At 55.2% G+C, this 22045-nt stretch carries 23 protein-coding genes; 11 read left to right on the top strand and 12 right to left on the bottom strand.

Going from position 1 to position 22045, the window contains the following annotated elements; translation table 11 throughout:
* The first annotated feature begins 154 nt into the window (after nt 1–154).
* From P0120_18405 to P0120_18370, 8 genes are all read left to right on the top strand, one after another.
* A complete protein-coding gene (locus tag P0120_18405; GenBank protein ID MDF0676287.1) occupies nt 155–757 on the top strand; it encodes an acyloxyacyl hydrolase in 603 nt (200 codons plus the stop codon).
* A 13-nt stretch (nt 758–770) separates the two neighbouring features.
* Nucleotides 771–1523, top strand: a complete 753-nt coding sequence (locus P0120_18400) for a hypothetical protein (protein ID MDF0676286.1) — start codon at nt 771–773, stop codon at nt 1521–1523.
* A gap of 91 nt (nt 1524–1614) precedes the next feature.
* The gene (locus P0120_18395) at nt 1615–1929 is read left to right on the top strand and encodes a tetratricopeptide repeat protein (protein MDF0676285.1); all 315 of its coding nucleotides are present in this window, start codon (nt 1615–1617) and stop codon (nt 1927–1929) included.
* A gap of 29 nt (nt 1930–1958) precedes the next feature.
* Nucleotides 1959–2159 (top strand): hypothetical protein, encoded by a 201-nt coding sequence (locus P0120_18390; protein MDF0676284.1) that lies wholly within the window; start codon nt 1959–1961, stop codon nt 2157–2159.
* A gap of 129 nt (nt 2160–2288) precedes the next feature.
* Nucleotides 2289–3368, top strand: coding sequence for a hypothetical protein (locus P0120_18385; protein ID MDF0676283.1), 1080 nt, complete (start codon nt 2289–2291; stop codon nt 3366–3368).
* A gap of 118 nt (nt 3369–3486) precedes the next feature.
* The gene (locus P0120_18380; GenBank protein ID MDF0676282.1) at nt 3487–3771 is read left to right on the top strand and encodes a PqqD family protein; all 285 of its coding nucleotides are present in this window, start codon (nt 3487–3489) and stop codon (nt 3769–3771) included.
* A 414-nt stretch (nt 3772–4185) separates the two neighbouring features.
* Nucleotides 4186–6123, top strand: coding sequence for an asparagine synthase (glutamine-hydrolyzing) (gene asnB / locus P0120_18375; GenBank protein MDF0676281.1), 1938 nt, complete (start codon nt 4186–4188; stop codon nt 6121–6123).
* 275 nt (nt 6124–6398) lie between these two features.
* Complete coding sequence (locus tag P0120_18370) at nt 6399–7277, top strand: fatty acid desaturase (protein MDF0676280.1); 879 nt, start codon at nt 6399–6401, stop codon at nt 7275–7277.
* A gap of 80 nt (nt 7278–7357) precedes the next feature.
* Here the strand turns inward: P0120_18370 and scpB are convergent, their stop codons facing one another.
* From scpB to P0120_18350, 4 genes are all read right to left on the bottom strand, one after another.
* The gene (gene scpB / locus P0120_18365; GenBank protein MDF0676279.1) at nt 7358–8155 is read right to left on the bottom strand and encodes an SMC-Scp complex subunit ScpB; all 798 of its coding nucleotides are present in this window, start codon (nt 8153–8155) and stop codon (nt 7358–7360) included.
* Entirely contained in the window at nt 8152–8958 is an 807-nt protein-coding gene (locus tag P0120_18360; protein MDF0676278.1) for a segregation/condensation protein A, read from the bottom strand. Before P0120_18360 ends, scpB begins: the two co-directional genes overlap by 4 nt.
* An 82-nt stretch (nt 8959–9040) precedes the next feature.
* Nucleotides 9041–10099 carry a pentapeptide repeat-containing protein gene (locus P0120_18355; protein MDF0676277.1) on the bottom strand — a complete coding sequence of 353 codons (1059 nt, stop codon included), beginning with the start codon at nt 10097–10099 and terminating at the stop codon, nt 9041–9043.
* Nucleotides 10100–10365: 266 nt separating this feature from the next.
* Nucleotides 10366–10830, bottom strand: coding sequence for a hypothetical protein (locus P0120_18350; protein MDF0676276.1), 465 nt, complete (start codon nt 10828–10830; stop codon nt 10366–10368).
* 287 nt (nt 10831–11117) lie between these two features.
* On the opposite strand from P0120_18350, the gene P0120_18345 reads away from it, so the two are divergent.
* A complete protein-coding gene (locus tag P0120_18345; GenBank protein MDF0676275.1) occupies nt 11118–11495 on the top strand; it encodes a cupredoxin domain-containing protein in 378 nt (125 codons plus the stop codon).
* Nucleotides 11496–11572: 77 nt separating this feature from the next.
* A complete protein-coding gene (locus P0120_18340; GenBank protein ID MDF0676274.1) occupies nt 11573–13063 on the top strand; it encodes a class I SAM-dependent methyltransferase in 1491 nt (496 codons plus the stop codon).
* A 67-nt stretch (nt 13064–13130) separates the two neighbouring features.
* Here the strand turns inward: P0120_18340 and P0120_18335 are convergent, their stop codons facing one another.
* From P0120_18335 to recG, 6 genes are all read right to left on the bottom strand, one after another.
* Complete coding sequence (locus P0120_18335; GenBank protein ID MDF0676273.1) at nt 13131–14195, bottom strand: sugar-transfer associated ATP-grasp domain-containing protein; 1065 nt, start codon at nt 14193–14195, stop codon at nt 13131–13133.
* Nucleotides 14196–14285: 90 nt separating this feature from the next.
* Nucleotides 14286–14444 (bottom strand): hypothetical protein, encoded by a 159-nt coding sequence (locus P0120_18330; protein MDF0676272.1) that lies wholly within the window; start codon nt 14442–14444, stop codon nt 14286–14288.
* Entirely contained in the window at nt 14423–14620 is a 198-nt protein-coding gene (locus P0120_18325) for a hypothetical protein (protein ID MDF0676271.1), read from the bottom strand. Before P0120_18325 ends, P0120_18330 begins: the two co-directional genes overlap by 22 nt.
* Before the next feature lie 509 nt (nt 14621–15129).
* Nucleotides 15130–16074, bottom strand: coding sequence for a Ppx/GppA phosphatase family protein (locus tag P0120_18320; protein ID MDF0676270.1), 945 nt, complete (start codon nt 16072–16074; stop codon nt 15130–15132).
* Nucleotides 16074–16394 carry a hypothetical protein gene (locus P0120_18315; protein ID MDF0676269.1) on the bottom strand — a complete coding sequence of 107 codons (321 nt, stop codon included), beginning with the start codon at nt 16392–16394 and terminating at the stop codon, nt 16074–16076. The genes P0120_18320 and P0120_18315 overlap by 1 nt, the downstream gene beginning before the upstream one ends.
* Before the next feature lie 7 nt (nt 16395–16401).
* Nucleotides 16402–18942 carry an ATP-dependent DNA helicase RecG gene (recG, locus tag P0120_18310; protein ID MDF0676268.1) on the bottom strand — a complete coding sequence of 847 codons (2541 nt, stop codon included), beginning with the start codon at nt 18940–18942 and terminating at the stop codon, nt 16402–16404.
* 209 nt (nt 18943–19151) lie between these two features.
* Here recG and P0120_18305 point away from each other — a divergent pair, with 209 nt between their 5' ends.
* Complete coding sequence (locus P0120_18305; GenBank protein ID MDF0676267.1) at nt 19152–20489, top strand: hypothetical protein; 1338 nt, start codon at nt 19152–19154, stop codon at nt 20487–20489.
* An 11-nt stretch (nt 20490–20500) separates the two neighbouring features.
* On the opposite strand, the gene P0120_18300 is transcribed toward P0120_18305, so the two are convergent.
* Both P0120_18300 and P0120_18295 read right to left on the bottom strand, forming a co-directional pair.
* Entirely contained in the window at nt 20501–21373 is an 873-nt protein-coding gene (locus tag P0120_18300) for a hypothetical protein (GenBank protein ID MDF0676266.1), read from the bottom strand.
* A gap of 118 nt (nt 21374–21491) precedes the next feature.
* The gene (locus P0120_18295) at nt 21492–21911 is read right to left on the bottom strand and encodes a DUF393 domain-containing protein (GenBank protein ID MDF0676265.1); all 420 of its coding nucleotides are present in this window, start codon (nt 21909–21911) and stop codon (nt 21492–21494) included.
* Nucleotides 21912–22045: the final 134 nt, after the last annotated feature.

Genomic DNA, 22045 nt, shown 5'->3' with positions numbered 1-22045 from the left:
CGTCGTCCAACTTTCTCTCACTTCCGATCACCACAAACTGCGCGACCTCCTGGACAGAATTCAATCCTCTGCTACCTTTGGAGCAGCACGCCTGGACGCCTGTTGATCAAGTTTCACCGCACACAAGCCGACAGGGTATTGACGTAGAGACAGTATGGCTTTGCTCACTCGATGGTTCACCGCCATGGTATTCGGAACGATAATGACGGCGCCCTTGGTCCAAGCTGAAGGCTTCTCACCCACGATCACAGTCGGCACTCAGGAAGTCGGACTGACCGTCGGCTATTTGTTCGGCCACCTGCTGACCGACCGTCACACAACCAAACAGCAAGGACCGGCGCTGATGCCGTCATGGATGATGACGCTCACCGATCCTGTCGGCAATAGCTGGTACCGAGGACAGGTCTCGCTTGGTGCGGAGATGGTCTACGTCGAGTTCGAAGAACCCCTTCTGACGCACGGCGTCGGTTTCACACCGAGAATCAAGTATACGTTCGTCGCCTTGGGTCGTATCCGTCCGTACGTGGAATTCGCCGGTGGGCCATTCTGGACGGATCTTGGCGGACGTGTTCGCGAAGAAGCCACGGAATTCAATTTCATGCTGGCAGGGGGGGTTGGAGTTTCATGGTTTTTCACGCCTCGCCTCGCCCTCAATGTCGGCTACCGCTTCAACCATATCTCCAACGCCGGTACCGCATACCCGAATCTTGGGCTGAATGCGAGCCTGCCCTTCGGCGGGTTTTCATTCTATTTCTGAGGAGACGATACTCATGACAATGAATGGGCTGCGATGGTCGGTTCTGAGTCTAGCCGGGTTCATGCTGTGCGGTATAACGGGATGCACCCGATGGATCGACGTCAAACCACCCTCAGTCGGTCTCCAAGAGACTATTACGCACTCGCTGCCCGATGATGAGCGGGTCCCGCTCGTGACGAATTCATTTCACCTCTCAAGAAACGGGGCGTCGCAATATCCTTCCGTCGACCTCGAACGGCGGATCTTAAGCAGCATCCAAGAAACCAGTCTGTTTTCGACATTAATGCCTCTGGGAACAAGGTCCGATTCGCTCGGAGACAAGATCGTCTCGGCGCGCATCACCGTCGATGAAACCATCGAGCCTCATTCCTGGGGTTCGGCGTTCAAAGGCATCGTCATCGGGGGATCCATGTTTCTGCTCTCGCCCTTCATCGATCTGGAATATGGGTATGCCGCAACGATCGCCCTTGAGCTCGAACGTTGGGACGGCCAAGTCGCGCGCTACGAAGCCCGTTCCTCCGGTACGGTGTATTACAAGTTGTTCGGCGCTACACCGGTCATGATCGATGAGCTCAAGGGACACGTGACGGAGGCCTGTCTCAGCGACATGACGGAACAACTTGTTCGGGACACCAAGCTCTATATGGCCAGCAGTGCACCGCTCCCAGACACCGGTATTCGCTCCGTGACTGTAAAAGCCAAAAGACCCGCGTCCACACCGCCCACGCGTTCTCTTGTTCCCGTCGCGACGGCCACGACACCATAGGAAGAGGGGAGTCCCTCCACCCAACGTTCTCATCTGGCCGATGCTGCCGTTCCAGTGGTATAGTACCGCCTGAACACTGGAACCACGATCGATGGACATTGACGCTTTTCGTCAGATGGTCTCCAAGAATCCCAAGGGGTTCCTCGGCCGCTATGGACTCGGCAACAAGATCCTTCAGGAAAACGGCAGCGTCGAAGAAGCCGTCGAGCATCTTACGGTCGCCACACAATTGGACCCGACGCATGCAGCCTCTCATCTGATGTTAGGACGGGCGTTGATCCGACTGGGCAGGAACGCCGAGGCCAAGCCTATTCTTACTGCTGGTATCGAGGCGGTACTTTCTGGACGATCCAACGGCGGCAAGGACCTGGTGCCGGAGATGCAGGAGCTGCTACGGTCGCTATGAGGGAGCCCATACCATAAAGGAGTCTCTGCGTGAACCTCGACGATGCCAGAAAACGGATCGACTCAGCCATCACCCAATATGGACAACATGCTGCCCCCGCCATTGACCTCGTCATGGCAGAAGTTCGCTCCGATATGGGGGCGAGAGCATTCAATGAATTGATTGAAGAGTTCGATCTTGAGCTGATGTACAACATCACTCCGATGGAATCGGACCACTCCAGCAGTTGAACCACGTGGGGCGATCGATACGCGAAAGGAACAAGTGTCCTTCCTTGTACTATTCTGCGGTTCTCTCACGTTTCACGCTCGCCTCGCTGAGTCGGCGAAGCGGGTTTCACTCTTTACTTCTTACTTCGCATGCCGCTGATCTGGGCTGCAATCTCAGGACATGGATTTGGTCATGCCGCGCAAGTCGTGCCGGTGCTCAACGCGTTGGGCCGCCTTGTGCCCAACCTTCGTGTCCTTCTGCGCACCACAGTCCCAGCTGCATTTTTCAGGGATCGGCTTACGATTCCATGGGAAGAGAGCCCCGTCCAACAAGACGTCGGTTGCGTCCAAGACGGGCCCATGACGATCGACATGGAGGCGACCTGGGAGGAACACCAGCGGTTCCACAGTACCTGGGGCGATCGGCTTCGGACTGAGGTCGCAGCAATGCGGGCGGCTCATCCAGATATCGTTCTGGCCGATACCCCATACCTGGCGCTTGCAGCTGGAAAACTAGCTGCCATTCCGTCCGTCACCCTCGCCAGTTTTACCTGGGACCTCGTCCTATCCCAGTACGTCGCTTCGTCATCGATCGACGTCCGGCCGATCATTCAGGCGATTCGACAGGCCTATGGCCAAGCCGATCTTGTTCTGCGAATCACACCCTCCCCCAAGATGGAAATCTTTTCGCGATTCATCGATATTGGACCTATCGCCGAACCGGCGCCTCCGGCGCGCAATCAACTCGCCGGACTCCTGTCACTTGAACCAGGGGAACAGACCGTGCTTGTCGGTTTTGGCGGGATTCCGCTGACTTCACTCCCTTTCAAAGAATTGGAGTCACTGAGCGGCTACCGTTTTCTCTTCGATGGTTCGGTTCCGTCTGAAAGCAGGCGATTCATCTCCACCAAATCTCTGCCGCTCTCGTTCAAAACGTTGATGGCCTCGGTCGATGTCATCATGACCAAACCAGGCTATGGAACCTTGGTTGAAGCCGTCGCATTACAGACCCCCATGATCTACGTACGGAGGTACAACTTCGCCGACGAACAGCCGCTGGTGGACTATCTGCATCGATATGGAAGAGGCGTCGAACTCTCCATGAGTGACTTCACACAGGGCCGATGGTCGGCAACACTCAAAGAGGTCTTGGATCTCCCGTCGACAACCACACCTCCGCCCGCGACCGGAGCAAATGAAGCTGCCGCAGTGTTGGCGAAGTTGCTGTAGAACCGCTCGGCCTCGCCGTCACGTCCACGACGCTCATTCCGCCGCATGACATCTTGACAGGTTAGTTATCGGCGACTATCGTGTGAGCCGCATCTCTTAAGGGCAGGGATGAGGTTCCATGCACCTTCGTATTGCGCACAATGTGGTATTTCGTGACTTGGCTGGCGAGTCTGTCTTGTTGAATCTCGACACCGGGACCTATTTCGGGCTGGATGCCGTGGGCACTCGTGTATGGAACCTTATTGCCGAACACGGTTCAACCTCCTTGGCCATCGACACCCTCCTCGCCGAGTATGATGTGGATGCACCACGGCTTGAAAAGGACGTGACGGCTTTGATTGATCGGCTCTTAGCCAAAGGGTTGCTGACGACCGATGCTGCGCAAACTCCGTCGGCTCGCTGATTTACCCCTAATCGAACAGGCGCTCCTCCTACAATTAACCGCATTGTCTCTTAGCCTGCGAGTCACCCTCTCCTGTGTACCCCTTCACCGTGTCGCGTCCTTCATCTCACGCATTGCCTCCTCCCCCCGACTTGGTCAGATTCTCATACCCCATGCTCACTGGGCAACAGATCGGTTTGTAGCGTTGGCCGATATGGCAGCAGCGGTGAGCCACGGAAACGGTCGCTGCCTCCCACGCTCTCTGCTTCTCTTTTGGTTATTGCGCGCAAGACTGCAACCGGTCTCAGTTTGTCTCGGGGTCAGCAAGGACCAGACTCAGCTGGAAGGACATGCTTGGGTTGAACAAGATGGCGTCGTGTTGGGTGACACGCTCTCGTTCGTAAGCCGCTATGCACTCATGTTCCGGTGGCCCACATGAGCGGTCTCGCCGGGATCTATCACCTCGACAGTAGACCTGTCGAATTTGCCCTTCTGGAGCGTATGACCTATCGGGTGGCCCACCGAGGGCCCGATGCTTCAGATTGCTGGGTCAAAGGTCCGATCGGCATCGGCCACACAATGCTCCAGACCACGCCGGAGTCGCTCTATGAACGTCAACCGTGGCTGGATGAGTCCGGAACTATTTGTCTGGCTTTGGATGGACGGATAGACAATCGCGAAGACCTTATGCTCTCTCTCAGTACTGCCGGGTTTGACCTTCGCGCCGATACGGATGCGGAGTTGCTGCTCCGTGCTTATCAGCACTGGGGCGAACATTGTCCTGAGCATGTCATCGGCGACTTTGCCTTCGTTGTCTGGGACGGGCACCGCCGCCAGCTATTCTGTGCGCGAGATATTCTGGGGCTGAAACCTTTCTACTATTGTCTGTACGGAACCAGTTTCTACTGGGCATCGGAGATTCCGCCGCTCTTCGAGCATGACGTCGTTCCCCGACGGCCAAACGAGGCGATGATCGCTGAATTCCTGAGCAGCATGGTCGTCACGAATGCCGAAACCCTGTACGAAGGAATCTCCCGACTTGAGCCGGCGCATATCCTCATCGTCCGAGCGGGTCGGATCGAGGCGCGGCGTTATTGGACGTTCGACCCAGGGCGCCGGATTAGATACACGAACGACGACGACTATGCCCGGCATTTTCTCGATCTCTTCGAAAAAGCCGTACGCTGCCGCCTTCGCAGCCACCGGCCCATCGGTCTTGAATTGAGCGGTGGTCTCGACTCCTCATCCGTCGTGAGTCTTCTTCAAAAAGGATCTCGGCTGCAGCCACAGCTCAACAAAAACTTGCAGACCTTCTCTCTCGTGTTCCCAGGCTTGCCCTGCGATGAACATGCATTTATCGACGACGTGGTCGCGCGGGGGCCATTCCGCTCGCACCGCATCAGGCCAGAAACACCAAGCTTGGGTGACCTTGTTCAAGACGTATTTCGCTATCAGGACTTTCCCGACCACCCCAACGGCGTCATGAACGTCCCGCTTCGGCGCTTGGCGCAACAGCAAGGTTGTCGCGTGCTGCTGACAGGGTCCGGGGGAGATGAATGGCTGACCGGCAGCTTCTTCCACTACGCCGATCTCTTGCGCAACCTGAAGTTTAGATCGCTGCTCCGACGCCTGCGCGCCGATCATCTGTGGCACGACGAGCAGCTCTCATATGACCTGTTCTCCCTGCCGCTTGTGCAATTCGGTCTCCTGCCGCTGATTCCACAACCATGTCGAAACCTTGGGAAACAGCTCCTTGGACGAACGAGCATGCCGGATTGGATGTCACCGGCAATGTGGCGCCGAACGCAGATGCAGGAACGCATTCGCCGGGCTTCCTGGATCCCTCGCGGGTGTAGCTATGCGCAGCAAGACTTATTCCGATCGACGATGCATGGTCTCGGCGTCCACGGAATCGAAATGGATGAACGCGCTTCGTCCTCCTTCGGCCTGGAAAGCCGTCATCCATTCAACGATCGACGGCTCATCGAGTTTGCTCTTGCTTTGCCGGAAGCGCAACGCTGGAGGAACAGACCCAAGTTCATTCTGCGTCACGCCCTTGAGGAAATGCTTCCCGCATCGGTACGCGAGAGAGTCGACAAAGCTGACTTCTCCTGTGTCTTTGCCCATGCGCTCATCGCCGAACCGATGATGGCTATCTTCCGTTCACTGTCCGTCTCCTCTATGGGGTGGGTTGATGGCGGTAAAGTGTGGGCCGACTACCAGCTAATGGCGAACTGTTACAGCCGAGGGAACGAAGACTATCGATTTTATGTCGCATCGCTCTGGATGATTTTGGGAGTCGAACTGTGGTTCCGCAGCATTTTCCTGAAGCAGAGCATCGATGTCCAGCTACCGGTCCTTGAGTGTAGCTAGCACATCATCTGTCCGCTTTTTGCAGAAGATGATCTGTCCGATTAGGGTGGCCCTCCTTGAGGACGCACCTTCAACCCGACAGATCGTGTGAGAAAAAACCGGACAGATGATGTGTTAGCTACAGGGGCCTTCCAATAGTAGCTATTTCTGATATGTCCTGGTAAAGTGTCCAAAGGATACTGCTCGGATCATCGAGTCCAAATGTCTGCATGACAATTACGTCACATTCTCAACATCTGACTGGGTAGCGCATACTCCCTCCTGCGTAATCACGTATGACACCAGCTTCACAATCCGTCAGCGGGCTGAGGCGTACCTATCCCGTCTACATAACGGTATTACTGTTCAGTCTTATTGTGGGGAGCGCGCTTATCGGAGTGCCGGCATTCGGCATCATCTATGGCTACACCTGGGTCGACTGGACCATGTTTGGCTTCCTCTACATCATCACCGGACTCGGCATTACGGTCGGCTACCATCGCTTGATTTCGCACAGGAGTTTCATGTGCCCCGATTGGGTCAAGGCTGGATTACTCATCGCCGGGGGGTGGGCGCTGCAACAATCAGCTCTGCGGTGGGGAGCCGATCACATCCGCCACCATGCTGCCTGCGACCAAGACGCAGATCCCTACAACGCTCGACTAGGATTCTGGCACAGCCACTGCGGGTGGCTCTTCTCCGACCAGCGCTATTCGGATGAGAAATACGCGACTCGGCTCCGGCAAGATCCGGTCGTGATGTGGCAACATCGCTACTACACACCGATCGTCCTCTCAGGTCTGGCATTCCCGTTTCTCGTGGGCTTTCTCTACGGTGGTTTGAGTGCCGGGATAGGCTGTTTTATGCTGGCCGGCGTCGGTCGGACCTTTGCCGTGCTGAATTCGACCTTTTGCATCAATTCAGTTTGTCATCTCTGGGGAAGCCAGCCGCACAGTCAAGCGGATTCCAGTCGCGATAGCTGGCTGGTTTCGCTGCTGACCTTCGGTGAGGGGTACCACAACTATCACCACACCCATCAAAGCGACTACCGAAACGGCCCCCGCTGGTATAATTTCGACCCATCGAAATGGCTTATTTTTACGCTTTCACTTCTCGGATTAGCCTGGTCGCTCCGCACCGCCAATGCGGCTGATCCCAGAGCTTTAAATCTCTAGGCGGCAAGCGGATGTGAAGGAGCAGGAGGCCGGCCCGAAAACGGGACTTACCATCCTGATCTTATAGGGAAATTCGTTGGCTACCGAGCGGTAGGGAGAGGATCCAATACCTCATCGAAAGGGACAGGCGCTTGAAGTTGTTCGTCCACCGACGGTTCTTCAGTTGCCGTGAGCGTCTCGATCGACCCGCCCTCGGGTAGAACATCCCCTCCCTCCATCGGAAGAAGTGATTGTTCTGCCTCACCCAGTTCTTTGAATTCCCGAAGTGGGGGTAGCTGCGAGAGATCGCTTAAGCCGAAATGTTCAAGAAAGAATTTGGTCGTCCCATACATGATTGGACGGCCGGGGACTTCTTTACGTCCGACGATTCTCACCAGTTTTCGCTCCAACAGCGTACGCAATACACCGGAGGTTTCCACCCCACGGATTTCTTCGATCTCCGACCGCACCAGCGGTTGCTTGTAGGCAATGATCGCCAATGACTCCAGCGCGGATCTGGACAGTTTTGCCGCCGTCTTGGCCTTGTCCAGCCGTTTGATCCAAGAGCCATAGTCCTGCTTCGTAACAAGACGGTACCCGCCAGCGACGACAGCCAGTCGCACCCCGCGCCCTTCTTGCTCAAGCGCCTGACCGAGAATTCGTAACGCCTCTTCCACTTCAACCTTCGACACGTTCCCCATCACGGACACAAGACGCGACAAGGACAGCGGTTCGGACGAAACGAAAAGCAATGCCTCCAGAATCGCCTGGAGCTCGCCCAGGCCTTGCACCAGATTGTCATCGAAGCTCTGATCATGAGGGGATCCATTCATCTCTCCGATATTCATCGCGTCGGCTTCCGGCACATGATGAACCACATCCACCATCAGTGGAGTCATGCTCCCCTCCATTCTACATCGACATCATCAAGCTCTGCCGGATCGGGCACTAAAGAGAACGTCCGTGAAACCAGAATCGGTCCGAACGTTTCCCCTTGGAATACACGAACAACCCGCAATCGCATCAATTCAAGTAACGCCAGGAACGTCACAACGACCACCATTCGATGGCACGATCCCTGGAACAGCGCGGCAAATGAGACCGAGTCTTTGCCTTCGAGCATTTCCAGAACGAGGTTCATCCGCTCGCGAACCGTGAGATTGTCGAGAACAATCTCGATGAGCCGGCTGCTCGGATTCCGTTCCAGCACTTCCTTGAGCGCATCAACGAGATCAAACAGCGAGACGTTCTCTAATGGAAGATCCTCCTCAACCTCTTCGACTGATAGAGCTTGCTCACGCCAAAAGATCTCGCGCCACACCGTTTCCTGCTGGTCGAGCTGACGTGCCGCCTCTTTGAAAGCCTTATATTCGAGCAAGCGTCGAACGAGTTCTTCCCGTGGGTCCGGCCCATCTTCGTCGTCGTCGGCCGTCTCATCCACCGGCAACAGCATTCTGGATTTGATCTGCAATAACGTCGCTGCCATGACCAAAAAATCACCCGCCACGTTGAGGTTGAGTTCCTCCATGGCCTCCAGATACTCGAGGTATTGTTGGGCAATCATCGCAACTGGGATATCGTAGATGTTGATCTCATTCTTTTTGATGAGATGCAGCAGTAAATCCAGTGGGCCCTCGAAATTTTCGATGCGGACCTGGTACGGAAGCTCGGTTTGTTCGAAATCTTCGGCCTGTGAGTCCACGACGTCGTTATATCAACTTATGGGGCAACGGGCAAGCCTGAACCTATATATTGGGGATACTCGAATGCTCTTCAACTACTCTTCATTTCAGTCTTACGGCATATGCGACAAGCAAGGCAGCCACGATAAGAAAGGCTAAGGTGAGAGCATACTGTCCATTCCTGGTCTGAAAAAGACCAGCAGGCTGAGCTGATTCAATCCGCTTTGTTTGGGCTAAACGCGGTGCTTGATCGAAACGTGCCTTTGCCAGGTCGTCTTGTTGTCTGAATTCAGCGTTTGAGAAATCCACTGACCCTAGAAACTGGGCAGCGGAAAATACCGCTTCATCTTCAAATGCCGCAAACCCAAAAAAAGCCTCCCGGCTGAAGATCGCTTCACTGAAACTGACCCGACTTTTGAAACGACTCCCGGAAAATCCCGTCCCCAGGCCGAACCTCGATCGCGCAAACGTAGCCGATTGCTCGAAAGTCACTTCCAGAAATTCTGCCATGCCGTCGAAAAGCGCACCGGTACAGTCCACCGAACCTCGAAACGTTGATTGATGAAATCTGGTGCTGGAACCAAACTTGGTTTCACGACAGTCCATCTGCCGGGCGAACTGTCCCCGAACAAAATAGGTTTCCTTATCAAAAGTGGCGGCGGATAGTTCGACTCGTTCCTGGAAGACTGACCGCGAGAGATCTACGCCCTCCCTGAAATGAGACCGGGAAAAGTTCACAGGTCCTTCAAACCGAAGCATGCCGTCAGCTGACCGATGGCGCACTGCGCCCAATACCACGGAATCTCTTAGATTCAGTGCCTCGCGAACGAGTCGCTGCCCGTTGCCGCCGGCACGATCTTGTTGGTTCGTTATCTCCGACGCAGGTAACGATAAACCTGACGTTGTTTGTACAGCAAGGTGATCGAAGATAAGATCCCCGCGCACGATCACACCAAGGAGATCGACAGGACGCCCCTTGGCGATCGCATCCATGATGACTTCGCCAAGTACTGCATGGGCTTCTCGCTCAGCCGACGTACAGGTGGACGAAAGATGGAGCACAAGACCAGCGTCAATTCCACTCGCAGGTGCCTCGACAATGCACACAGCATCGGCTTCGGGTGGGGTTGTCGTAATGGCGTTTACAAGCGCCAAAGCCACATACCAACGAGACCACCTCTGCTTCCAAAGTCCGGCATCTGTTCCAAATAAGCAGAGGCGAAGCAAGGTTCTGTCCGTATTGCAAGGGGAAAGCGCCGAAATGTTCTGGGGATAATGAGACACCGCCGCTGGAATTAATCGGTTTCAACGGCGGTGCGTACAAGCGATGAATGCAGACCTCACGCCCCTTGCTTCCGCCAATGGTCAATTGCATCGAACGGGAGGCATTATAGACAGGGCCGGGACGATCACTGAAGGACGAGATATCAGCTGTGTCGGTAATCGTCGTCCAACAAATCGTCGGACTTATCAATAAGCGCGTCCCTGTCGTCATCGGCGTCGAGATCCAATTCTTCTTGGACGTCGTCTTCTTCGATCTCACCCTCCATCTCCAGGTCATCGCTGACGATTTCATCGTCATCGTCGAGATCGGCCTCCCCCGGTTCCATAGGCATGGCTGGTTTGGCCACCACAGGCTTGCGTGGAGTCACGTCCTCTTCACCGGCGACTTGCTTAGCTGATGTGCTCGGTGGGCTGGCCTTGGGCGCGGCCTTCCTCACAGCTTTGCCGGCTGCTTTCTTGGCGGTCCGTTTCTTCGATGCCGGTTTGGACGCTTTGACAGCCGTACGCTTTTTCACCGTTTTCTTGACCGCTTTCTTCTTCGGCGTCGGTGTAGCTTTTTTCGCCCGCGACGGTTTTTTCGCTACGGTTTTTTTCTTCTTGTTCGCCATTCCGATTCCTCCTCTTCGTTTCAGCGCGGCGCAACGGCCTCCATCTAGCATGAACGAACAGCCTCTTGCAACCACCCCGATCTTGATTTCCATCGATCAGCCATTTCCGACTTTCATCGGACTCAAAAGGAGAAGGATCTTGCCAGCCGACGAGCAAGGTGGAAGGATTTCAGAACGCTCCGCCTCAATCCCATGCTATTATGACGGGAGCCACGAGAAAACGAGCCTGAATCGTCGTCGTCCCCGGCTCTTACGAACAAACCGTCTGGCAAGGGTTACCCCCCGACATGAACCGAGTGTGCATCGTGGCGATTGCCCTAACGATCGGAGCCGGCGCGGGTGTGCCGGCCCTGAACCTTTCGACAACCACACAGATTCTCATGGAGAACGGATCACCCTATTACGTTCCTGCCACCGCCACTGTGGCGAGCGGCACACCCATTCGCTGGGATAATCCGACACCGACCCACCATACCGTCACCCACAATGACTGCGTGAAGGACGAGAGCCCCTGCCTATTCGATTCGGGAACGGTCTCACCGGGAGGACACTTTACTGTGCCGAGCTTGCCGGCCGGCCGTTACCCCTATCACTGTGGGATCCATCCCATCATGCGAGGCCAGCTGGTCGTGACTGACGGTCTCTCAACACCGTCTCAGTTGTAAATACACCGATCATCATCTTGCACGATTGCTGAGTGCTCCTGTAGGCTGCTGGAACTCATCGCCAAGAGCTGCTTGCCATGAAACCCGCTGCCGCTGTCCATGAACCCTGGAGCTTGACTGGAGAGGCCCTGAGCCTCCTTGCCTGGCACATTCCCGACCTCGTCGCCTATCACCATCACCCGGACGAATGGTGGCTTGCGCCGCTTGATGACAACCTGCCGCTCATCCGTCTGAACCGGACCGGCCTGGATATGCTCAAGGCAATGAACGGCCATGCGACTGTCGGTACGCTCGTCGAACGATATGGCACGAAGGTCTGTGGGCCGGACGGGCAACCGGGGTCGTGGCACCTTGAACGATGGGCCACGCCAAACTATTCCCTTTGCTATTTCGGGACTGCCCCGCCAGGAGGCCATCGACACAAAGCCAAGTGGGATACCCTTCTGCAGCAGGTCCGCGAAAGCTGGTCGGGTCGGGAAGGGTTCGAGGGTGAGGAGCACCTGGAAGAATTCCATCGTCACGAACTTGGCCAAAGCGAGGAAGATGACAGTCATTTTGACCTGATCGAAACCACCGTCTCACATCTCTTCCGTGAACCGAGCGAAGCACTGGCCGGCTTGACCTATGGACGTCTCCTTATCCGGCAGTTGAGGCGACTGGGCTGGTTCAATCCCAAACCAAAAGTCCTTCTGGAGATCGGCGGGGGACTCGGCTACCTCGCACAGGAGCTTGGCAAGGACCTGTTGCCCTTTGAAAAACAAGGAGTCACATACCTGTCGCTCGATATTGCGCAACCGTTCCTCAAACTTCAAGTCACTCGAGCCAAAGCCGGTGGTTGGAATGTCTCCGGCACCAGGGCCAATGCCGAATCGCTCCCCTTCGCCGATCACTCCATCGACATCGTGATCGACAATGAGAACATGGCGGACATGACACCCGTACAATTGGGAAGAAAAGAGCTGACGTGCGGAGTCGGAGAGACCGTACAACACCAAGAAGCACTGGATTGGATCAAACGGCTTCGCCTTCCGCTCGAAAGCGACCCGCCTGAATCGGTGATCTTTAACTTAGGACCGATTCGCTTCGTCGCCGAGTTGTGGCGCGTGCTCAAACCGGGGGGCCGAGCATTTCTCACCGAGTTCGGCATTGAGGATGGATGGCCGGCGCCGGTGAAGCTGCCGGGACATACAGAATACGAGGTTCAATACAGCCACCTGCGGCAGGCCGTGCGCTGGCTCGGTTTTCAAGAACGGTATCTTTCTCTCCCACAGTTTCTAGAACTCAAGTCGGACACCAAAGTCCTCTGCACTGGCGCCACGTATACCATTCAACGATTCTGTCAGGCGATCAACCGACCCTTCGCCGTGCGCGCCTATACCGAGAAGGAATTGCAACAGACCTTGGGTGACATGCTCCCCAAGCTTCAAGGCCTCCACTATCATGACCTCGCCGATCCTGCCTGGTTCGGCCTTCAGGACTTCAAAGTGCTCTTGCTGGAAAAGCCCGGCGGGACTCCCAAAGTGCAGTTTACCGAGAACAAAGGCTATCGGTGGTATACGCAGAAGTAGAAATGTGGTTCTCAACCGTTCTCAATCGGCCTCGGCTCGATCTAGGCGATACGTCATAGTGCTCAGCTTAGAAGCGCTCTTTTCTTAGTCGTTCCCAGCCTAAATCGGCAAAGCAAGGCCCTTGGGTGGCTTCGCTGAACTTAATGCCGTTATGCTCCGCATTCCATTCCAGAAGTCGGACGTTCTCCTCTTCATCGACCGTCACATCCCAACCTATGCAACGGGTGTACGGAGCTTTCTGATGCAGCTCGGTCACGGTGCGAACACATGCCTTGAAAGCAGGAATCACGTTCCCGGCAAACGTCTCATGACTCGTCGGATGAACCCTGGTCTCAAGCCATTCCGCTGTGTACCCTACGTCATGAAACGCCCCACTCTCGATGTGAATCGGTACTCTGATCTGACTCCTTACTTGTACATGGGTTTCCTCGCCACTCCCCATTCTCAAGTGACACGCTCGAACGGAAACCTTCCCATCATCCTTGTACACAGTGGTGATTCGTAGGGTCGCTACGGAATGTTTTACGAACGTTGCAAACAGCCTATGCGGTTGGATGACGTGTTGAAACAGACCGTTCCCAAGCCGGTGTATCTTTTCGACGCTGAATGATTCGCGAGTGAAAAAGTGTATCCCTTTCCCTTGGAGCGAGTTATCGAGCTTGAACACGACTCGCTCGTGATTCTTGAACAGCTTATCTTGAACTGCGTCCGGCGAGACAAATCTGTAGGCCGTATCAAAAAAGATCCCGTTCGCGTAGGCGAGCAGGTCCGGAAAGGCATCGCTCTGAAGCATGACCGTATTAAGGCCTCTGAGATCCGCAACCCTTCCATACCGCCCCTGAAGCTTGGGAACCACGACCGAGCCATAGTAGTTTTCCGGCATCCAGCCTTCTTTGAACCCGCCTGAAACAGCCGTATAAACATACAGCCAGGGAGCGAAGTGTCGATGTCCGAGGACCTCCGTTGCATAGTCATCGCATAACTTCTTATCACGACTCCTCGTTTTGCCTCGATAGCTCTCAATGCTCTTCAGTATCTTCGTGGCGTCTCTAATGTCAGCATAATGATTGTAGGCATAGCTCGTCCAGGATCGAAGCACGGCTTTCACTGCCGACTTGATGTTGAGAGACATACTGTCGTCCCGAGTGACCTGTCATGCCTCTTCAAGTTTCGGAATACATGTTGCCACACATGTGCCCCTCAATGAAACGAAAATGCGGATTTAGTGGAAACGAGAGCGGACATCGATATCGGTCGTTGCGCGTGGCTCGACCAACGCACTGTATGCCCAGCCTCCAGCCAGCGCATACTGAATACCGCAGCGATTGAATTCACTAATGATGGTGGAGAGGGCCTGGGCTAAGAGTGGTTCTTCTGCCATGCTCGTTCTTTTGCGCGTCGAATCTCACGCATGACTTTTACCATGTCATCGTCCTGCGGTTCATCTTGTTGCAGCACGGATCGACGCAGAGCTAATCCGAGTTCGGTCAACTCGATGGCCTGGCGAAAATTGGCGGCAATCCGCTCATCATCTGGTTGACTGGAATACCTTTGCATAGTCCGCGTTTCCGACTCGAAGCGTTGTTTGAAGTGTACAAGACTCCTCACTCCGGGGCAATTTCGGCACCGTTCTCTTGCCGACGAACCCGGCGGCGCGCCGAGAGCGCAATTCACCGGGAACGAAGGCTATCGGTGATACCTATAGAAATGGAGTCCTTTACACCTTCGACTATTCGTCTCCTTCTCCCTCGACAGGATTATCAATCCTCTGATTGTTGTACCGTCTTGCGCTTTTCGGCCAACCATACTCATCTACTTCTTCGTAGTGCCTAACCATGGAGTCGTTAGTCGGGGATGAAGGTCCATGCGATCGAACAACGGCATGGCAAATTAAAGCCCCAAGCAATGGCACAATCCAGATCAATAGTAATTGGATCCTCCGTGCCCTCGGTTCGATGAATCGACACTTAACCACCAAGAAACTGACGAAGGCTTGGTAGCAGGCAGCTGCTCCTACTATCGAAAAAATAATGACGGCTTCGTCAGACAAGAGGCAATCTCCTACGTTATTTACGAGATAAATCTATCACAACCCCCTCTCTAAGCCCCCAGTCGCTAACTAAACAATCCATAAGTCCCAACACCTCCATCACAGTCCTGATGATGATCGCTCCGGCGGCGATGACTTCTTCGCGGTTCTTTTCCAACCCCGGCAAACCGATCCGTTCGGCTTTCGTTCTGTTGAGCAGTGTCTGTTCCAATTCATGAATCGTTTCGAGCTTCAACCGATAGTTATGGATGCGTGCCGGCTCATAGGCTGGAAGTTTCTGAGCCATGGCGGCGAGGGAGGTAATCGTACCGGCAGTACCGACGAATGTCGCCTGATGAGAGTTACTCATGTCGACAACTGCCGCTTTCGTCTCTCTGGTCACCCATTCACGTGCCTGTCTCACTTCATTATCAGTCGGAGGATCATGACGCAAAAGCCGTTCGCAGAGACGGACAACTCCAATATCGATCGAGTGGATAGTTGGCTTCTGTCCCGAGCGATCGAAGATGAACTCGGTACTCCCGCCACCAATATCCAATGCGAGGATGTCCGTGACCCCGGCTGGCAAGCCGGAGCGAATGCCAAGCAACGTCCGCCTCGCTTCTTCCTCACCCGAAATCACTTCAACATCAAACCCAGCTTCTCGTTTGACTCGCTCAAGAAATTCATCTCGATTTGTCGCATCGCGGACGGCGCTCGTTGCCACGACCGAGGTTCCCTCGACCTGGTACCCGTTGATGACTTTGCGCCATTCTTGTAGACATTGGATGACCCGATCCATTGCGTCGGAACTAAGCCGCTCGGTCCGATCGACTCCTTCGCCGAGGCGGAGAATGCGCCGGTCAGAGCGGATTTCTTGGAGAGGTTGTCCAAGCGCTAGATCCGCAATTAACAAACGACAGGTGAGGGTGCCGATATCAATACCGGCGAGTCGTTGCACATGCTGACGCGCCCCGGTCATTACTCGTTCCGAATCTCTTCCATGTCGGCTTCCAGTTTCCTCCGCGACTCCTTGAGCACCTCAACCTCCTTGACGAGACGCACGATCTCGGCATCGTACACCACGCGCTCCGACGTTTCGCCTCGCTCCTTCATGTCGATAGCCCGTTCGCCGATGTCTTTGTACAGATCGGAGAGTTGCTGATTGAGCTTGCGGATCTCCAGCCTCATGCGGAGCAATTCCGTTTCCTCCAATGCGCGGCCTGCAGCATGGACCGTCCCCAGGCGCAGGGTGGCGACCCCGGCTCGTAAGTCATCTTTCAGTCGCTGGAGAAATCCCATCGATGTCCTAGCTTATCGATCCAAGTTCGAGCTTCTTCTCCCATTTCCTCAACATCGCGTCACGCAACCCTTGATGGGCCGGGTCCTTCAATCCTGGGTCCGAATTCAGCAGCGAAAAGGCCTCCTGCCTGGCCTGCTGCAACAGGTCACCGTCTCGCACCAAATTCGCCACGCGAAACTCCGGTATCCCCCATTGGCGCAACCCAAAAAACTCTCCAGGGCCTCTGATCCGCAAATCCTCCTCGGCAATCACAAATCCGTCGTTTGACCGGACAAGCGCCTCCAGCCGTTCCCTTGCCGTAGACACGGACTCCTCACTTCCCATCGCACGTCTTCCCAACTGGGTCCTTCCTTGTCGCGGATTCTGTGCCATCAGGAGGCAATAGGATTGGTGGTTACTCCGCCCCACTCGTCCGCGCAATTGGTGCAGTTGTGCGAGGCCAAACCGCTCGGCATGTTCGATCATGATGATCGTCGCATTCGGCACATCGACTCCGACTTCGATCACCGTTGTTGCCACCAACACCTGGATCGTTCCAGCTTTAAAGTCGGCCATCACCGTTTCTTTTTCGGTAGCTCTCATGCGCCCATGCAACAGTCCGACACGGAATTCTGACAATTCCCCGTTCTGCAACTGTTCGGCTTCCTGAATCGCTGCCTGGAGGTCGGTCTTTTCCGATTCCTCCACCAGCGGGTAGACCACATACGCTTGTCTTTCGGCACGCAATTCATCGCGCACAATTTGATAGGCTCGCCGTCGCTGCGCGTCATGAAAAAGAAATGTCCGGACCGGCTTTCGTCCCGGCGGCAGTACATCAATCACCGAGACATCAAGGTCACCATACACCGTCATCGCCAATGTCCGGGGAATGGGCGTGGCCGTCATGACAAGCACGTCCGGCTTGTAGCCCTTGTCGATCAGGGTCTTTCGCTGCAGGACGCCGAACTTGTGCTGCTCATCGACCACCGCCAATCCCAAGTTCTTGAACCTCACCCCCTGTTGAGTGAGGGCATGAGTGCCGATTGCCACCTGAATGTCGCCCGATGCCAGCCGCTCAACCTGGGTCTTTTTCACCGAGGACTTCTCTCCTCCACGCACGAGCATCGTGTGAAGTCCCAGGTCCCCCAACGTTCCGGAAAGGTTTCGATAGTGCTGTTCCGCTAGAATCTCGGTCGGCGCCATCAGCGCGGCCTGGTAGCCTGAACCACAGGCCATCACCAGCGCATGCAAGGCGACCGCCGTTTTCCCAGACCCCACATCGCCTTGCACCAGGCGATTCATGGGACGCGGCGAAATCATGTCTCGGAATATTTCGCGAATGACCTGATCCTGTGCAGTCGTGAGGTGAAACGGCAAGAGACGACCGAGCTGTTGCAAGAGAACTGTCCGTGGATTGAACCGCAGCTCCTTCGGCTCTTCATGCACCGATCGATGCCTAGTCGCTAAGGCCAATTGGAGCAGCAGGAGCTCCTCGAACGCCAAGCGCCTATGCGCCGCGGTCTTCCCTCGCTCCAGGAGTTGGGGATCGGCGCCGGTCTTGGGGAAATGAGCATCGTGCAGCGCTTCATGGATCGGGATCAGCCGCTGCCGCGTCCGAAGAGGCACAGGCAAATGGTCAACAATCTGAATTCCATGGTCCGTCAACAGAGTCTTCACCAACACTCGCATCTGGCGAGAGGTCCATCCTTTGGTCTCGTGATAGATCGGAACGATTCGACCGACATGCAGCGTCGATTCGGTATCTTCCCCGATGATTTCATACTGCGCCACATCCATTCGTGGAACCATCCATCCCTGTCGACCTGAGAGCACCCGCCCGCTCATCATCACGCGAGTCCCGACTGTAAGAATTTCCTCCAAATACGGTTGATTGAAGAAGACCACCTGCATTCGCCCGGACCGATCTTCGACGCCGACTTCCACTACACTCAACCGCCGACTTCTTGTCCGTTTCGCCTCGCATGTCCCGATCGCCCCACAAATCGAGGCCATCATTCCCGGGACAAGATTTCCGATCGGTGTCATGACCGATCGGTCCTCGTAACGCCACGGGATGGTCCAGAGCGCATCCTCCACCGTCCCGATGTGGAATCGTTGCAAGACATCCGTGCGCTTTGGCCCGACACCTTTGACGAACCTGACCGGAAGATTCCAGAGATCGGATCTGCCGACACCCGTCACTTCGGAGTGACTGGAAGATTGCGTCGGCGAGGCTTTCATCCGAATAGGCTTCGGTTGATCAACCGCTCGAAGCGCCTTAATGAGCAGCGCAGCCGCTTGTAATCGTCGACGTTGCTCATCGAAGGGGAGCGCCGGCTGAAAATCGATGAAGAGGTCGCGCAATGAAATCAAGCGGGCTTCAATGGCCTTGGGGTAAACGTTTTGGCGAAGGGCAGACAAGACTTGTGATGAAACAAATGAACTCAGATTTGTGATGGCCTTTAGGTGGGCACAATTATCTCGGCTCGCAAATTCAATAGGTCGTGCGATGCGGTCCAACCACTCCTGAAGGGGCGTGGGCAGAGTCAATTCAGTGGGAGGCTGCATATGGAAGGATCGTAGCACAGCGTTTTTCATCGCTCAACGCACCAGCAAACCTCGTATCCGAGCGCACAGCCAGTTTTACTGGATTGCTTGGTCACCTTTTCCTAGGGTGCTACACTCGGCCTCAAGCACACATGTATCGTCGCAACATCAGACATATTCTGATACCGCTTGCAGTCGGTCTAGCTTCGGTGATCGGATACAACCTATTCTTGAAGCCTGTCCTTCCGCCACAGCCGGTGCAACTCACAGAAACCATCGAGCCGATAGCTCCTCCCCCCGCTCCGCCGCAACCCAGGTCGTCCGAAAGTGAGGCGAAATCTGTTCGCGTACTCGATCAAAGCGTGGTGCCGCCTAGCCCTCATGAGGGCCTGCTGGAAGCCATTCGCGATGAGATCGAAAAACACAACTTGTCGCTCGCCGAAACGAAACTGAAAGAGCTCCCTTCGGCTGTCCTGTCGGACGCAAACACCAAGCCCTTTGTCGCAATCCTGTGGAGCAATCTCGGATTGCAGCAGGAACGACTCAATGGCACTCAGCTTTCAGTCAAAGCGTTCAAACGAGCTGCGGATCTTGACGACTCGAATCCCGTGATCCTCATGAATCTTGCCCATGCCTATTGGGAACAACGAGACCCCGCACTGAATGCGGAATTCCTGATGAAATTGATGAAGGTGGCTCCAGAGGACCCCTTTCCTCACTTAGCCACGGCCGACTTGTTGCAAGAACAGGACAAACTGGAGGAAGCGGCGAAACACTTGGCCCAAGCAGCCGACCGAGCAAGGCAGGACCCGGCATTACAGTCCTATCTCGCCGCCGTCACGACGAAGGTTCGTCGCACTCAGTCGGTTGAATCCCGCATGACTGCAAGAAGCAGTACTCACTTTGTTGTGAAGTTCGATGGTGAGGAAGACCAGAGCACCTGGATCTCAGCTCTTGAGATTCTCGAAGAGGCCTACCGAGAGATTGGACAGAAGTTCGGTCATTTCCCCTCGAAACCAATCATGGTCGTCCTCCATGCCAAGGATTCGTTTCAAGGGGCGACCGGAAGCCCGGCTTGGGCCGATGGCCTCTATGACCCTTCTCTTGGGCGCATCCAGATTCCCATTCAGGGGGCGACCACGGATCGGAAGGCGTTGGCGAGCGTGCTCCGTCACGAGTATGTTCACGCCCTCCTCCACGATCGCTTAGGAGCAAGCAGCGGGGCGATGCCGACCTGGTTGAACGAAGGCCTTGCTATGCAATTGGCCGGAGATGCATGGCCCGAGCTTGATCAGGTCATGCAGGGAGACATGAAAGTCATTCCTTTGACCTATCTGGAAGGCTCGTGGGGCGCACTGCCGGCTGGTACGTCGACAGTGGCCTACTTAGAGGCTAACTCGGCAACACGCTACTTGATTGAGCGATGGGGGATGGCCGCCGTCGATGAGTTGCTGAAGGCGTTACAAGCCAAGTCGACCATGGCTGCTGCACTTCAAAACAAGCTGTTTGTCTCCTACGAACAGTTCCACCAACAGTGGCTCGAGAGCTTCGACCGAAGCCGGTCGTAACTGTTTTCTGCTTAGATCGATCCCGCTGCGGACTCTTCTTGCGGTAGATCAGGCCAGGCGGGAAGTATATAGGCCTGATCGCTATGCGACTGCTCAGCCCCTTCATCGGTCCCCAGCTGAGACAGCTGATCCTCCCAGAGAACCTTCTTTCCGCTGGGATCATACATGCGAATTCTGAAGTTAAAGGTGTGGGGACTCGCGGGTGGAATGCTGTCCAGCTGGATCGATCGACTTGCAATCGGCTGGGCTCGCGGAATTCGTGTACGGACGGTCGTAAACTCATCCTCCCACACAAGCACGCCGGTCGCCGCGTCCATTGCGCGCAGTAAAAACACCGGCTGTTCCGTAGTCGCTTCAACAAAGTGTACCCACGTAACGGTTGCTTGCCGCGGCAGTGCGGTCGATACGACCGTTCCCCCTGCCTTCCAGTCGGATTGCACAAGATTGAGGCGGCCTTCCCATTGGAACACTCCAGTATTTGCATCGTATACCCGCAACACGAAATTGGAGAGATCGGTAGCGCCAAGGCCGACTCCACCGGCAAAAATTCGAGGCCCGCGGTTCGATCTCACGCCGTCGCTTTCTTTGACAGCTAGTTCATAGATTTCATCGGACAAGATGTCGCCCGATTCAGCGTCATACACCTTTACCGCAATCGTTGAGACGGTGCCGATTTGGTACCCGAACCCTGCAGCCACAATCGCCCTTTTTTCTTCTGTGCCGATCTCGCCCCAGGCCTGGCCGATAGAGAATGAGAGACACAAGACGAGTGCGACTAACCAGCTAAGAATCTTCGAAGAGTTATGGTAAGCATGGCCTCGCAGTTGATCAGTCACATGGACTGGACCGGAAAAACTAGGAAACAGGTCCCATCTGCGCAACATATACCCTCCTCAAAAGTTGAACGCATTCTGAAAGAGGGTCGGTCGGTCGTAAATTCCTCGCTGTAGGAAGAATCCCCTCGGAGGAGGGGGATCTCGGAGAAGAAAGGAACCGCTTACCTCAGTCTTGTCGGCTGAGGGGCTCGGCTTCACCAAACCATCGATACCGATGACGTGCAGCCATGCGATAACCCCATTCGGCCAGCCGCTTAGCAGGAGGGAACCGTAAGCACCACAGCAGAAGCTTCCCACCTGGGAGGTTGGGGACGAGCGGGAGAAACGCGTCGAGCCCCTGGAACACTTCTCCTGAGGGTTGAATCAGAAAAGCCACATCCGGACGACCAGAACGATAGTTCGGCCCCAACATCTTCTTTGCCTCTTCGCTCTGATACGCAAGGAATCGAACGTCCGATCCTGCTTGCACAACTCCTAGCGCTTCGAGTTTCTGTTTTGTGGACACGCACAATCGGCATTCTGCATCATAGACCAGTAGACAGACTTGCGTGGATGACTGGCCTGTAATCTGTTCCTTGATCTCCATGGTGCAGCAGGTTAGCACTTTCAAACCGAACGCAACAAGACAACCATTGCCGACGTTTTCCTCTACGGTCTATAGTCTTTAGATGAAACAAACGGCCTTGCTGAATCTGCTGATAGGCACCCTTGTCGTCGAGA

Source organism: Nitrospira sp., from assembly GCA_029194675.1.
GTDB lineage: Bacteria > Nitrospirota > Nitrospiria > Nitrospirales > Nitrospiraceae > Nitrospira_D.
Note: the sequence above shows the minus strand (reverse complement) of the source record. Positions and strands in the feature narration are given on the sequence as shown.

What these genes read in the sequence shown, in the direction of transcription:
- asnB (MDF0676281.1), top strand. Translation starts at nt 4,186, where the DNA reads ATGAGCGGTCTCGCCGGGATCTATCACCTCGACAGTAGACCTGTCGAA.
- P0120_18395 (MDF0676285.1), top strand. Translation starts at nt 1,615, where the DNA reads ATGGACATTGACGCTTTTCGTCAGATGGTCTCCAAGAATCCCAAGGGG.
- P0120_18320 (MDF0676270.1), bottom strand. Translation starts at nt 16,074, where the DNA reads ATGACCGGGGCGCGTCAGCATGTGCAACGACTCGCCGGTATTGATATC.
- scpB (MDF0676279.1), bottom strand. Translation starts at nt 8,155, where the DNA reads ATGACTCCACTGATGGTGGATGTGGTTCATCATGTGCCGGAAGCCGAC.
- P0120_18325 (MDF0676271.1), bottom strand. Translation starts at nt 14,620, where the DNA reads ATGCAAAGGTATTCCAGTCAACCAGATGATGAGCGGATTGCCGCCAAT.
- P0120_18350 (MDF0676276.1), bottom strand. Translation starts at nt 10,830, where the DNA reads ATGGCGAACAAGAAGAAAAAAACCGTAGCGAAAAAACCGTCGCGGGCG.
- recG (MDF0676268.1), bottom strand. Translation starts at nt 18,942, where the DNA reads ATGCAGCCTCCCACTGAATTGACTCTGCCCACGCCCCTTCAGGAGTGG.
- P0120_18385 (MDF0676283.1), top strand. Translation starts at nt 2,289, where the DNA reads ATGCCGCTGATCTGGGCTGCAATCTCAGGACATGGATTTGGTCATGCC.
- P0120_18315 (MDF0676269.1), bottom strand. Translation starts at nt 16,394, where the DNA reads ATGGGATTTCTCCAGCGACTGAAAGATGACTTACGAGCCGGGGTCGCC.
- P0120_18405 (MDF0676287.1), top strand. Translation starts at nt 155, where the DNA reads ATGGCTTTGCTCACTCGATGGTTCACCGCCATGGTATTCGGAACGATA.
- P0120_18300 (MDF0676266.1), bottom strand. Translation starts at nt 21,373, where the DNA reads ATGTTGCGCAGATGGGACCTGTTTCCTAGTTTTTCCGGTCCAGTCCAT.
- P0120_18400 (MDF0676286.1), top strand. Translation starts at nt 771, where the DNA reads ATGACAATGAATGGGCTGCGATGGTCGGTTCTGAGTCTAGCCGGGTTC.
- P0120_18335 (MDF0676273.1), bottom strand. Translation starts at nt 14,195, where the DNA reads ATGTCTCTCAACATCAAGTCGGCAGTGAAAGCCGTGCTTCGATCCTGG.
- P0120_18295 (MDF0676265.1), bottom strand. Translation starts at nt 21,911, where the DNA reads ATGGAGATCAAGGAACAGATTACAGGCCAGTCATCCACGCAAGTCTGT.
- P0120_18330 (MDF0676272.1), bottom strand. Translation starts at nt 14,444, where the DNA reads ATGGCAGAAGAACCACTCTTAGCCCAGGCCCTCTCCACCATCATTAGT.
- P0120_18340 (MDF0676274.1), top strand. Translation starts at nt 11,573, where the DNA reads ATGAAACCCGCTGCCGCTGTCCATGAACCCTGGAGCTTGACTGGAGAG.
- P0120_18370 (MDF0676280.1), top strand. Translation starts at nt 6,399, where the DNA reads ATGACACCAGCTTCACAATCCGTCAGCGGGCTGAGGCGTACCTATCCC.
- P0120_18345 (MDF0676275.1), top strand. Translation starts at nt 11,118, where the DNA reads ATGAACCGAGTGTGCATCGTGGCGATTGCCCTAACGATCGGAGCCGGC.
- P0120_18380 (MDF0676282.1), top strand. Translation starts at nt 3,487, where the DNA reads ATGCACCTTCGTATTGCGCACAATGTGGTATTTCGTGACTTGGCTGGC.